Source organism: Agathobaculum sp. NTUH-O15-33 (assembly GCF_033193315.1).
GTDB lineage: Bacteria > Bacillota > Clostridia > Oscillospirales > Butyricicoccaceae > Agathobaculum > Agathobaculum faecihominis_A.
Map to the genome: position 1 here is coordinate 924,780 of NZ_CP136187.1, position 13,252 is coordinate 938,031.

Genomic DNA, 13,252 nt, shown 5'->3' on the forward strand with positions numbered 1-13,252 from the left:
AATGGAAACGGCAGCAAAGAAAAAATGGGCCGCGCCCGCCTTTTTGCAAAAACTGAAACGGGTGAACGGTCTGGGCGCGTTGTTCCCCCTCGCGGTGATCTGTATTTTCCTGTGCCTGTTTACGGGTTCGTTCGCGCAGAGCAACAACATCATGCAGGTGCTGCGTCAGGCGGCGGTGTACGCCATCATGGGCATCGGCATGACGTTCGTCATCATCACGGGCGGCATCGACCTTTCGCAGGGCTCGGTTTTGGCGTTTTGCTGCGTGCTGGCCGGCATGACGATCAACGCGACCGGCAACATGTGGCTGGGCATGGCGGTGTCGCTGCTTGCGGGCGCGCTGGCCGGTCTGATCAACGGCGTGGTGATCGCCTATGTGCGCATCCCCGCGTTCATCATGACGCTGGGCACCATGTTCATCTTTCGCGGGGTGACGCTGTGGATGACCAACTCGACGCAGATCGCGGTCAACCACCAAACGTTCAAATTCATCGGGCAGGGCTTTTTCCTCGGCATCCCGGTGCCGGTGTATGTGTTTCTGGCGGCCGGCTGGCTGGCGCACATCGTGCTGACCAAGACGGCCACCGGGCGCTATATCTTTTCCATCGGCTCGAACGCGGAAACGGCGCGGCTGTCCGGCGTGCGCATCGAACGCAACACGATCAAGGTTTACATTCTGTCCGGCATGGCGATCGGGCTGGCCGCCATCGTGTATCTGGCCCGCCTGACGGCGGCGCAGCCCACGGCGGGACAAAGCTACGAGATGGAGGCGGTCGCGGCGGTGGTCATTGGCGGCACGAGTATCTCCGGCGGCGAGGGCGGCATCCTCGGCACGTTAATCGGCGCGGTGACGGTGGCCGTCATCCGCAACGGTCTGGTGCTACTCGGCGTGCAAAGCTACTTTACGCAGATCGTCGTCGGCGCGATCATCGTTTTTGCGGTCGCGCTCGATATCACGCGCAAACGCATCGCGGCGTCCAAGTAAGGGCGGACACTTCCGGCGGCGCAAAGCACGCGGGGTGTACATAGACAGCAGAGAGTTATTTAAGGAGGAAAGACAAATGAAAAAAAGAATGCTTACCTTGGCGCTGGCCGCGCTGATGGGGTTGGGCCTGCTCGCGGGCTGCGGCAGCGAACCGGCGGCGCAGGAGCCGGACGCAGCGCCGGACGCGGCGGACACGCCCGTGGACAGCGGCGCGCCCGCGGGCGATAAAAAGGTGATCGCCATCGTGCCCAAAACGCTCAACAATCCGTTCTTTGTCGCCATGGTGGATAACGCCAAGGCCTCGTGCGAAGCGCTCGGCTGGGAGGTCAAGGTAAACGCGGCGGACGCGGAAACCGAGGTTGACAAGCAGATCAGTATATTGGAAGCCTTTATCGAAGAGGGCGTGGACGCCATCATCACCGGCCCCAGCTCCAAGACCGCGCTGGTCGATGTGATCAATAAGGCTGACGCCAAGGGCATTCCGGTGTTTCTGGTGGATTCGGGCGCGGATGAATGCGCTTACAAGGCCTACATCGGCACGGATAACTATATCGGCGGCCAGCTGGGCGCCAAGTGGATCGGGGAAAACGTGAAGGCCGGACAGGTCGCCGTGCTGGACGGCTTTTCGGGCAACGATGCGACCACCCAGCGCCAGAAGGGCTTTATGGATGAGATCGCGAACTATCCCGATATCGAGGTCGTCGCTTCCGAATATGGCAACTGCGAGATATCCAAGGGCATGGAAGTGACCGAGAACTTCCTCGTCGCCTACCCCGAACTCAAGGGTATCTTTACCGTGAACGATATGATGGCGATCGGCGCGGGGCAAGCGGTGGAAGCCGCGGGCAAGCGCGACAGTATCCTGATCTGCGGTTTTGACGGCCAGCCCGACGCCGCGCAAAAGATCATCGACGGCACGATCGACGCGACCATCGCGCAAAAGCCCGCCACCATGGGCAAGCTGATCGTGCAGTCCGTGGCCGACTACTTTGACGGCAAGGAGATCGAGCGCACGGTCGATACCGGCTGCGACGTTGTAAACGCGGACAACGCCGCCGAATACCTCGAGTGGCACTGATTGCACAGCTTTTGTTTTAAATCTCTTTTTCTCTTCTTCATTCCTTTGCGGCGCGCCGGATGATTGCATCCGGCGCGCCGCCTCTTTTCCTGCATAAGCGCAAACGAGGGACGTTGCCCGATCGGGCAACGTCCCTCAGCGTGTCGACAAAGTCGACACGCTGTCTAGGGGCACGGGGTGCCCCCTAGATACTCTACCCGTTCCGGAGAAACCGGTCCCGATACCCCCGGGTTACGCGCCCGGTGGCGCGGGTCGAGGTGTTTTTTCGAGGTACACGCCCCCGAAAAAACGGATTTTACGTCGCTTCGCTCCATTTTCCATTCTATGCGTGCTGCGGCGAGAGACCTTATTATTCGATGCGAAACGCGGGATGGCGGCGCAGCGCGTGTTCAAAACCGTTTTGCGCAAGATAGCGCTCCTTGCTTTGCAGCAGCGCTTGCAGGCCTGCGTACTGCGACCAAACGCCGGTCTCGTCCAAATAGCGGGCGGCGGAGATCAGATCGTTATAGGTGACGGTGACATAATCATCCTTTTCCATCTGTCCGTCCGGACGGATGGCGTACCACAGGTCGCCGTTTTCCCGTATCCATCGCGGAGCGGAACGGTCGATCGCGCGCAGGATGGCGTGACCGCGCGCGATAAAGGCTTGGTTTTCATAGACTTCGCCCGCCTGCAGCAGGGTCAATCCCTCGGTGAGATAATGGTTTAGCGAGCAGGCCGCGCCCGTGCGCCGCGTCAGGTCGCTGTCGCCATAGTCGGGTGTGAAGGGGATGCCGTCAACAGTAAATGCTGCGCTGTCCGCAAAACGCAGGTAGGTCCCAAGCATGCTTTGCACGGTCTCGCCGCACAGCGGCTCGCGCCAAAGCTCGCCCACGCGCATCAGCCGGCTGATCGTATCGAAGTTGAATCGCGTATCGTAAAAGCTCGGACCGATGCCGTAGTCGTCGCGCAGCCACATGGAGGCAGGCTCGGTCGGAATGAAGCCCGTATTTGCCGCCGCGTCAAGATAACTGTATAGAATGGAGCGGCCAAGCGCTGAGAATAACGGGCCGTTGCTTTCATAAGAGCAGGGACCAAGCAGCCACGCCGCGGCCGAACGGTACACATGCGGCCCGCCGCCCTTTCGCTGGGGCAGGTAGGTGTCGGGCAGGGTCTGGTAAACGCCGGAGGAAAGCAAGCGGTAATCGGTCTTGTCCGCATCGAGAAACGATACGTTTTGGCGGGCTTGCTCGTCCGCCCAGTTGATCGGATCGCCATCGGTCACAGCGCCGGCGGCCGCCGCTATGGAGCCGGGCACGGCGTGCAGCGGGATGGATACCGTTGCGCCGCACGCGCCGCGCGCAAGCACTGCGCCGCTCTCCGGCGTATCACGCGCGTATACCGTTTGTCCGAGCGGGGTCAGCAGCGCCAGACGGGAAAGATAAAGGTTGGTGCCGCCCGATAAATACAGCGCGGTATTCGCGCCATAACGAATCGCGCGCCGCCGCACGGGCGCGGGCGCGAACGCGGTGTCGCTGCCGCCGTAGGGGCAGTACCGGACAAGCGTCGCCTTTCGCGGCCCGCCGCTGATGCGGCAGTCGATTGTGCCGGGCGCGTCGCTCTCCAGATAAAATACGGTACCGGCGCCGCTTTCGTCAAGGGTAAGCGTGACCGTGCCGCCGGGCGTTTCCGCGCCGCTGTAAACGGGCAAGGTGTATACGGTGCGCGTGCGGAGCCGGCGGATATCGGGCGCGCTGCTTTGGGGCGCGCCGACGGACTGCCCGGGCAGTCCGGGCGAAAAGGTAAAGGTATAGCAAGCTTCGCCGCAACGCAACGACACCGCCTGACGCGCGGCGGTTTGCCGCGAGGCGGCGCAGGTAAGCAGTGCGAGCGTGAGCAATATCAGCGCAAGCAGCGGCCGTGCGCGCCGGATGAAAAACATAGGAAAACACCTTCTTTGACAGCTAACAGAGAAAATACCGGTCTGCTGAGGCAAGCGAGACGGCGGTCTTTTAAAGCACGGCACTATTATATGTCATTTTCGCGGGCTTTGCAATCGCGCGCGGGGTGTGGTATACTGCATTCATATGTAAAACGATGGAGGTTTACGCTTTTGCGAGTCATGCATGTGATGGGCGGCGGCGACGTGGGCGGCGCCAAGACCCACATTATGAATATGGTGACCGGCCTTGCCGAGCGCAACGCGGTGATGCTCTTAAGCTTCCGCGCCGGTCCGTTCGCGGATGAGGCGGCTGAACGCGGCATCGATGTGCGCGTGATCGAGCGGCACAATCCCTTTCGCGCCGCGCGCGCGCGATGCGCGGGCTGATCGACGAGTTTCAGCCCGATATCATCCACTGCCACGGCGGCCGCGCCAACCTGATGGGCGCGATGGTGCGCCGCAGCCGTTCGGTGCCCGTGATCACCACGGTGCATTCGGATTATAAGCTTGATTATTTGGGCAATCCGCTCAAACAGCATACCTTCGGCGCGGCCAACGCGGTCGCCCTGCGCTTTTTGGATTTTTATCAGCCCGTGGCCGACCGGATGGCCCGCACGCTGATCGAGCGCGGCTTTGACCCGGAGCGCATTGTGAAGATCTACAACGGCATGGATTTTCAAAAGCCGGAGGGTCCGTTCGACCGCGCGGCATATTTAAAGGAAACGTTCGGCGCTTCGATCGAAGAGGGCGACGTGACCTGCGGCATCGCCGCGCGCCTGACCGCGGTAAAGGACATCGCCACGACCGTGCGCGGCTTTGCCGAGGCCTTAAAAGAAGCGCCCCGGCTGCGCCTGTTTATCGCGGGCGACGGCGAGGATTTGCCCATGCTGAAAAAGCTTTGCGCGGAGCTGCGCGTATCCGAGCGCGTCACCTTTTGCGGCTGGGTCTCGCCGGTGGAGCCGTTTTTCCGCGCCATGGATATCAATCTGCTTTCCTCGGTGTCGGAAACCTTTCCGTATTCGATTTTGGAAGGCGTTTGCGCCGGGTGCGCGACGATCTGCTCCGATGTGGGCGGCATGCCGGAATTGATCGACACCGGCGAAAACGGCTATATTTTCAGCGTCGGCGATCACGAGCAGCTGGCGCGCTATATGGCAAAGCTCGCAAACGATCCGGCGCTAAGGCAAAGCTTTGCCGACGCGCTGTATGAAAAGGCGGCGCGCGATTTTTCGCGCGCGCGTATGTGCGAGCGGCAGGAGGAAAACTACCGCCACGTGCTGCACCGCTTCCGCCGCCCGAAGGACGCGCGCGAGGGCATCGTCATCTGCGGCGCGTACGGACGCGGCAACGCGGGCGACGACGCGATCCTCAAGGCCATCGTTCAGGAAATGCGCGAGCTCGACCCCGACCGGGCGATCTGCGTCATGTCGCGCAGGCCGCGCGAAACGCGCCTTGTCTACCGGACAAGCTCGATCTATACGTTTCATGTGTTCAAGGTGCTGGCGCGCTTTCGGCGGGCCGCCCTGTATATCAACGGCGGCGGCAGCCTGATGCAGGACGTCACCTCCAACCGTTCGCTGTGGTATTACCTTTATACGCTGCGCGCGGCGAAAAAGCACGGCTGCAAGGTGATGATGTATGGCTGCGGCATCGGCCCGATCAACCGCCCGCACAACCGGCGCATGGCGGCCCGGACGATCGACGCGTATGTGGACCGCATCACGCTGCGCGATGAAAACTCGCGCAGGGAACTGGATACCATGGGCGTGACGCGGCCGAACATTTTGGTTTCGGCCGATCCGACCATCATCCTCGATCCCGCGCCGCGCGAGGTGGTCAATATCGCGCTGGAGCAGTCCGGCATCGACCCGCAGGGCAAGTATATCGGCTTTGGCCTGCGTTCGTGGAAGGGGCTGGAGGCCGCGCTGCCCGAGATCGCCGCCGCGGCGAACTACGCCTATGAGAAGCATGGGCTGACCCCTGTGTTCGTGCCCATTGAATTTCCGAGCGACCTGATCCCCGCCGACCGGGTGGGCGCGCTGTTAAAGTGCCCGTTTTACGCCGTGCGGACCCGTTTGCCGATCGAAACGACCATCGGCATCCTCGCGCGGATGAAGGTGGTCGCGGGCATCCGCCTGCACGCGCTGATGTTTTCGGCGGGGCAGGGCGTGCCGGTCGTCGGCATGAGCTACGACGTGAAGGTGGACGGCTTTTTAAAGTATATCGGCAGCCGCACCTGCCTGCAGCTTTCCTCGGTGCGGGCGGACGCGCTCTGCGCGCTGATTGACGAATGCGTATCCGGCGAGCTTTCTGGACAGGTGCGTTCCTCCGCCGCCCTGCTGCGCGAACGCGAGCAGGAAAATTCGCGCGGCGCGGCGCTGCTGCTCGGCATTGACCGGGACGGCGGGAAAAATGTGCAATCTGAATAAAAGGATGTTGTAGCTCCATGAAAAACCATATCGTCTGTCTGTCCACCACCAATTATCACCCGCTGCCGACGCGCAAGCAGAACGTGATGAACCGCTTGCGGAACAGCGAAATCCTGTATTTCGATCCGCCGGTGTCGGTCATCGCGCCCCTGAAGGATAAAAAGTGCCGCGAGCGCTTGTCCAAGCACAAGCAGGCGGGCGAAAAGGTACAGGAGAATATCACGGTATACGCGCTGCCGCCCGTTTTGCCGTTTTTCAATAAGTTCCGTTGGGTAAACCGGCTCAATCAGAAGCGGCAGGCCAAGTTCGTGCGGGAAAAGATGCGCGCGCACGGCTTTGGCGGGGAAACGGTTTTGTGGTGCTACTCGCCCTCCTCGTGCGATATCGTGCCGCATGTGCCGCACAGCCGTCTGGTGTATGACTGCGTCGACCGGCACTCGGCCTATCAGGGCCATATCACGCCCGCCGTGGTCGACCGGATGGAGCGCGATCTGGCTTCGCCCGCCGATCAGGTGTTCGCCACCGCCGTCGGCCTGACGGAAACGCTGGAAAAGATCAATCCGACCACGAAAACAATCCCGAACGGCGCGGCGTACGAGATATTTTCCCGCGTGCAGACCGAAAAGGACGACCTGCCCTGCCCGGAGGAAATGAAAAAGCTGGCGCATCCGGTATACGGCTTTGTCGGCATGTTACAGGAGTGCATCGATTACGCGCTGATTGAAACGCTGGCGAAGCAAAGGCCGGATGCGACGATCTTTATGATCGGCCGCACGCTGCCGGGCGTCGATCTGTCGCATTTGCAGCAGTATCCGAACATCGTGTTCCACGGCTTGGTGCCGCAGCCCGAGCTGCCAAAGTATCTGGCGCAAATGGACGTTTGCCTGAACGTGTTCCGCGCGGGCGCGCTTTCCAAGGACGTGTCGCCGCTCAAATTTTACGAGTATCTCGCCACCGGCAAGCCGGTCGTTTCCACGAGGGAGCCATTGCAGGTGGAGGACTTCGCGGACGTCGTCTATATCGCGGACGGCGAAGCGGATTTCGTTAGCCTCTGCGAGAAAGCGGCGGCGGAGCGCGACCCGGAAAAGACCGCAAAACGCCTTGCTTACGGCAAGGCCTGCTCCTGGACTGAGCGCGTGCGCCAAATTGAAGAAACACTGTATGCAAAGGGCGTTCTGCACGAAAGCTGACGCGCCCGGAACGTTTCTTTGGTCATTTGCACGAAACGCGAAAAAACCGCGTAAAATGCTTGCAATAAACGCTTTTTTTCGATAAAATATTAACGTATTGTCACCGATGGTTTGAAAGAGAACGAAAGAGGTGTTGGGCATGACCGGCTGCGTGTTTTTGGAGAAGGCATCCCAGTCTATCCATATGCAGTTTTGGGGCTGTTTCGCCGGGCATTGCTGCATGCTTTCGGGCATCGGTGCAGCTCATTTAAGCGCACGCTAGGACACGGGTATACCCGTGTCCTCATTTATTTTTGAGGAGGAAGCGTAAATGAAAAAAGTTCTCGTCGTCATGGGGTCGGACAGCGATCTCAAGGTCATGGAAAAGTGCATCGATCGCCTGAAATCGTTCGGTATCCCGGCGGAGGTTCGCATTTGCTCGGCCCACCGTACGCCCGCCGTGGCGGAGGATCTGGCGAAAAACGCGGTGCAGAACGGCTTTGGCGCGATCATTGCCGCCGCGGGCAAGGCCGCGCATCTGGGCGGCGTGCTGGCCGCTTACACCACGCTGCCGGTCATCGGCGTGCCGATGGGCACCTCGGTCATGGGCGGCATGGACAGCCTGCTTTCCATCGTACAGATGCCCAAGGGCATTCCGGTCGCTTCTGTCGCGATCGACGGGGCGGATAACGCCGCGATCCTCGCCGCGCAGATGCTCGCCATTTCGGACGAAGCGCTCGCGGAAAAGCTCGTTTCCTTTAAGGCCGATATGGCGAAGGAAGTCATGGCCAAGGACGAAGCGGTAAAGGCGCAGTATTAAACCGCGTATCCCGTTATTTTGCGTATGTATCAAAAATAAAGAAACATAAATGGAGGAACCCACCATGGAAAAGAAAGAACAGCTTTACGAAGGCAAGGCCAAGAAGGTATTCGCGACCGACGATGCAAACCTTGTCATCGTAGACTACAAGGACGACGCGACCGCTTTTAACGGCGAAAAGAAGGGCACCATCGCGGGCAAGGGCGTGATCAACAACGTGATGAGCAACCACATGTTCCAGATCCTTGAGAAGCAGGGCGTGCCGACGCACTTTGTCGAGCAGCTGTCCGAGCGCGAGACCGTGGTCAAGAAGGTCTCCATCGTGCCGCTCGAGGTCATCATCCGCAATATTTCCGCCGGTTCCTTTGCCAAGCGCTACGGCGTGGACGAGGGCATCGTGTTCGACCAGCCGACCGTTGAGTTCTCCTACAAGGACGATTCGCTGGGCGATCCGCTCATCAACGATTACCACGCGCTGGCGCTGAAGCTCGCCACCAAGGAAGAGCTGGAGCTGATCAAGGAGATGGCGTTCAAGGTAAACGAAGTGATGAAGGCCTACTTCGACACGCTCAACGTCATTCTGGTAGACTTCAAGCTTGAGTTCGGCAAGACCGCGGACGGCGCCATCGTGCTGGCCGACGAAATCAGCCCGGACACCTGCCGCCTGTGGGACAAGACCACCAAGGAAAAGCTGGACAAGGACCGTTTCCGCCGCGACCTCGGCGGTGTGGAAGAAGCCTATAACGAAATCATGAACCGCCTGATGGGCAAGTAAAGGAATCCATGAAATATCGCATAAGCAAAAAACAGCATACCCTACCCCTTGATAAGGTGCATGAAGAGTGCGGCGTGTTCGGCATCGCCGCACCGGACGGACAGGAGATCTCGGCGGCGCATGAAGCGTATGTCGCCCTGTTCGCCCTGCAGCACCGCGGTCAGGAGGCCGCCGGCATCGCGGTGAACAAAAACGGCGTCATCCGCTGCCATAAGGACGTCGGCCTCGTCAGCAAGGTGTTCAGCCAGCAAACGCTGGATTCCATGCCGGGCCAAATGGCGATCGGCCATGTGCGTTACTCGACGACGGGGGACACCCGCCGCGAGAACGCGCAGCCGATCTCCATCACCCATGTCAAGGGCAACCTTGCCGTTGCGCACAACGGCAATCTGGTGAACGCCGGTCAGCTCCGGCGGGAGATCGAGCTGAACGGCGGCATTTTCCGTTCGTCGAGCGATACTGAGGTGCTGGTGTACACGATTGTGCGCGAGCGCCTGAAATGCGGCTCGATCGAAGAAGCCGTGCAGCGCACGATGAGCGTGATCGAGGGGGCTTACTGTCTGGTCGTCATGTCCCCGCGCAAGCTGATTGCCGCGCGGGACCCGCGCGGCTTCCGGCCCCTTTGCATCGGCATGTTGGAGGGAAGCTATGTCTTTGCCTCCGAGACCTGCGCGCTCGACGCGCTCGGCGCGGCGTTTATCCGCGACGTGGCGCCGGGCGAGATCTGCGTGGTCGAAAACGGCGTGCTGCGTTCGCTTTACAGCGAAAAGCAGTGTCCCACCTCGGCCTGTGTGTTTGAGTATATCTATTTTGCGCGCCCTGATTCCGTGATCGACGGCGCGTCCGTCGAACTGGCCCGGCAGGAAGCCGGCAAATATCTTTCGATCGAGCACCCGGTCGGCGCGGACGTCGTGATCGGCGTGCCGGATTCGGGTATTCCGGCGGCGATCGGCTACGCCAAGTATTCGGGCATCCCGTACGGCGTCGGCCTGATCAAAAACCGCTATATCGCGCGCACCTTCATCCAGCCCGGGCAGGACAAACGCGAGCGCTCCGTGCGTCTCAAGCTGAACGCCCTGCGCACCGCGGTGGAAGGCAAGCGCGTCATCATGGTGGACGATTCGATCGTCCGCGGCACGACCTGCGCGCGGCTGGTAAAGCTGCTGCGCGACGCGGGCGCGGCCGAGGTGCACATGCGTATCTCCGCGCCGCCGTTCCGCCACCCCTGCTTTTTCGGCACGGATATCCCGGAGCGCAGCCAGCTTTTGGCGCACGGCCGCACGGTGGAGGAAATGCGCGAGATCATCGGCGTGGACAGCCTCGGCTTTCTGTCGATCGAGGCGGCGCGCAAGATCGCGGTCGGCTGCAAGCTCGGCTTTTGCGACGCTTGCTTTTCGGGCGAATACCCGATGGCGGTGCCGGAGCAGGCCGAAAAGAATATGTTTGAAAGCGAACTGCCGGATCCCAAGTGACCGGCAAACTGACAATATAAAATGTAAGGAGAGCTTATGGGAGGATTCTTCGGCGCGATCTCGAAGCGGGATTGCGTGCTGGATATTTTCTTCGGTGTGGATTACCATTCCCATCTGGGCACACGCCGCGGCGGCATGCTCGTATACGGGGAGGAAAACGGCTTTCAGCGCCAGATCCACAACATTGAAAACACCCCGTTCCGCACCAAGTTTGAAAAGGATATACAGGAATTTGCCGGGTGCAGCGGCATTGGCTGCATCAGCGATACCGATCCGCAGCCGCTTCTGGTGCGTTCGCATCTGGGGCTGTACGCGCTGACCACGGTCGGCATTGTCAACAACGCGGAGGATCTGGTGACCCGCTATTTTTCCGACCATGGCCATCAGTTCATGGCCATGGGCTCGGGCAAGGTCAACCAGACCGAGCTTGTCGCGGCGCTGATCAACCAAAAGGATGATCTGGTATCCGGCATCCGGCACGCGCAGGAGATGATCGACGGGTCGATGACCCTGCTGGTGCTGACGAAGGACTGCATCCTCGCCGCGCGCGACCGTTTGGGCCGCCTGCCGGTGCTGATCGGCAAGAGCGAGGACGGCCACTGCGTTTCGTTCGAGTCCTTTGCCTACCATAAGCTTGGCTATGAGGACGCGTACGAGCTTGGCCCGCGCGAGATCGTCAAGGTCACGGCGGACGGATTTGAAACGCTGTCCGCCGCGGGCAAGGAAATGAAAATTTGCGCCTTCCTTTGGACGTATTACGGCTACCCGAACTCGAATTACGAGGGCGTCAACGTCGAGCTGATGCGTTACCGCAACGGCCAGATCATGGCGCGTTACGACAGGGAGCACGGCTTCGACGCCGGGCTGGATTATGTGGCGGGCGTGCCCGATTCGGGCGTGCCGCACGCGATCGGCTACGCCAACGCGGGCACCGCGCCCTTCGCGCGCCCGTTCATCAAATACACGCCCACTTGGCCGCGCTCATTCATGCCGTCCAACCAGAAGATCCGCAATCAGGTCGCCAAGATGAAGCAGATCCCCGTGCCAGAGCTGATCGAGGGCAAAAAGCTGCTCTTCGTGGATGATTCTATCGTGCGCGGCACCCAGCTGCGCGAGACGATCGATTTTCTGTATGCGTCGGGCGCGAAGGAAGTGCACATGCGCTCGGCCTGCCCGCCGATCATGTATGCCTGCAAGTTTCTGAACTTCTCGTCGAGCAACTCGGATATGGAGCTGCTCGCGCGGCGCACCGTGCAGGAGATCGAGGGCGACGAAGGCCAGAAGCATCTCGAAGAGTACGCCGATGCGGATACCGAGCGCGGCCAGTGCATGCTGAAAACGATCTGCGACAAGTTCGGCTTCCACTCGCTGGGCTATCAGTCGCTCGACGGCCTGCTCGAAGCGATCGGCATCGACCGTGACAAGGTATGTACATACTGCTGGAACGGTAAGGGATAAACGCCGGCTGGCGTTCCGAATCCCCATCATCCTGTATTTATGAAAGTGAGAGAATAACATGAATAATGAAAGCCGTTCTGAAAGCTACAAGGCGGCGGGCGTAGACGTCGTCGCCGGCTATGAAGCCGTCAAGCTGATGAAACCGATGGTGGAAAGCACCTTCACAAAGGGCGTTTTAGGAACGCTCGGCGGCTTCGGCGGTATGTTCCAGCCCGATTTTAAGGGCATGGCCGAGCCGATTTTGGTTTCCGGCACCGATGGCGTCGGCACCAAGCTCAAGCTGGCCTTTTTAATGGATAAGCACGATACGGTCGGTATCGACTGTGTCGCGATGTGCGTAAACGATATTGCGTGCTGCGGCGCGCAGCCGCTCTTCTTCCTAGACTACATCGCGGTCGGCAAAAACCACCCGGACAAGATCGCGGCCATGGTTTCCGGCATCGCGGAGGGCTGCCGTCAGGCGGGCTGCGCGCTGATCGGCGGCGAGACCGCCGAAATGCCCGGCTTCTATCCGGAGGACGAGTACGATATGGCGGGCTTCTCGGTCGGCATGGTCGACCGGCAGAAGATGATCGACGGCTCGGCCCTCAAGGCGGGCGACGCGCTGATCGGCGTGGCGTCCTCGGGCGTGCACTCCAACGGGTATTCGCTCGTGCGCAAAACGCTCGGCATCAATGAAAAGGCGGTTCGCCGTTATATTGACGAGTTCGGAAAGACCCTTGGCGAGGAGCTGCTCACGCCCACCAAGATCTACGTGAAAACGATTCATTCGCTGATGGGCACGGTGGATGTCAAGGCCATCAGCCATATCACCGGCGGCGGCTTTTACGAGAATATCCCGCGCATGCTGTCCGACGGCCTGTGCGCCAAGATCGAAAAAGCGGCCATGCCCGTGCCGCCCGTGTTCGAGCTGATCCAAAAGACCGGAAAGATCCCGGAGCGCGATATGTACAATACCTTCAACATGGGCGCGGGCCTTGTGCTGGCCGTCGCGCCGGAGGACGCCGACCGCGCGGTAGCCGCCATTTCGGCGGCCGGGGAAAAGGCGTACATCATTGGCGAGTGCGTCGCCGGGGACAAGGGCGTAGAGCTCGCTTAAAACAATTTAGAAAAAAAGGAGCCATCCCAAGCGGGAGTTGGACAAG

At 60.4% G+C, this 13,252-nt stretch carries 11 protein-coding genes; 10 read left to right on the forward strand and 1 reads right to left on the reverse strand.

Annotation, left to right across the window (positions count from 1 at the left end; all coding sequences use genetic code 11):
- The first annotated feature begins 1 nt into the window (after nt 1).
- Both RWV98_RS04795 and RWV98_RS04800 read left to right on the forward strand, forming a co-directional pair.
- Nucleotides 2–985, forward strand: a complete 984-nt coding sequence (locus RWV98_RS04795; RefSeq protein ID WP_317864138.1) for an ABC transporter permease — start codon at nt 2–4, stop codon at nt 983–985.
- 76 nt (nt 986–1,061) lie between these two features.
- Entirely contained in the window at nt 1,062–2,063 is a 1,002-nt protein-coding gene (locus tag RWV98_RS04800; RefSeq protein WP_317864140.1) for a sugar ABC transporter substrate-binding protein, read from the forward strand.
- Between the two features lie 349 nt (nt 2,064–2,412).
- On the opposite strand, the gene RWV98_RS04805 is transcribed toward RWV98_RS04800, so the two are convergent.
- A complete protein-coding gene (locus tag RWV98_RS04805) occupies nt 2,413–3,984 on the reverse strand; it encodes a hypothetical protein (RefSeq protein ID WP_317864142.1) in 1,572 nt (523 codons plus the stop codon).
- 171 nt (nt 3,985–4,155) lie between these two features.
- Here RWV98_RS04805 and RWV98_RS04810 point away from each other — a divergent pair, with 171 nt between their 5' ends.
- From RWV98_RS04810 to purM, 8 genes are all read left to right on the forward strand, one after another.
- Complete coding sequence (locus RWV98_RS04810; RefSeq protein WP_317864144.1) at nt 4,156–4,371, forward strand: hypothetical protein; 216 nt, start codon at nt 4,156–4,158, stop codon at nt 4,369–4,371.
- Nucleotides 4,359–6,413 carry a polysaccharide pyruvyl transferase CsaB gene (gene csaB, locus RWV98_RS04815; protein WP_317864146.1) on the forward strand — a complete coding sequence of 685 codons (2,055 nt, stop codon included), beginning with the start codon at nt 4,359–4,361 and terminating at the stop codon, nt 6,411–6,413. Before RWV98_RS04810 ends, csaB begins: the two co-directional genes overlap by 13 nt.
- Nucleotides 6,414–6,430: 17 nt before the next feature.
- Nucleotides 6,431–7,603, forward strand: a complete 1,173-nt coding sequence (locus tag RWV98_RS04820; RefSeq protein WP_317864148.1) for a glycosyltransferase — start codon at nt 6,431–6,433, stop codon at nt 7,601–7,603.
- A gap of 310 nt (nt 7,604–7,913) precedes the next feature.
- Nucleotides 7,914–8,402 carry a 5-(carboxyamino)imidazole ribonucleotide mutase gene (gene purE, locus RWV98_RS04825; RefSeq protein WP_280960880.1) on the forward strand — a complete coding sequence of 163 codons (489 nt, stop codon included), beginning with the start codon at nt 7,914–7,916 and terminating at the stop codon, nt 8,400–8,402.
- Between the two features lie 64 nt (nt 8,403–8,466).
- Nucleotides 8,467–9,177 carry a phosphoribosylaminoimidazolesuccinocarboxamide synthase gene (gene purC / locus RWV98_RS04830; protein WP_280960881.1) on the forward strand — a complete coding sequence of 237 codons (711 nt, stop codon included), beginning with the start codon at nt 8,467–8,469 and terminating at the stop codon, nt 9,175–9,177.
- Nucleotides 9,178–9,185: 8 nt separating this feature from the next.
- Nucleotides 9,186–10,649, forward strand: coding sequence for an amidophosphoribosyltransferase (gene purF / locus RWV98_RS04835; RefSeq protein WP_317864150.1), 1,464 nt, complete (start codon nt 9,186–9,188; stop codon nt 10,647–10,649).
- Nucleotides 10,650–10,685: 36 nt separating this feature from the next.
- A complete protein-coding gene (locus RWV98_RS04840) occupies nt 10,686–12,107 on the forward strand; it encodes an amidophosphoribosyltransferase (protein WP_280960883.1) in 1,422 nt (473 codons plus the stop codon).
- Nucleotides 12,108–12,165: 58 nt separating this feature from the next.
- A complete protein-coding gene (gene purM / locus RWV98_RS04845) occupies nt 12,166–13,206 on the forward strand; it encodes a phosphoribosylformylglycinamidine cyclo-ligase (protein ID WP_280960884.1) in 1,041 nt (346 codons plus the stop codon).
- Nucleotides 13,207–13,252 lie beyond the last annotated feature (46 nt).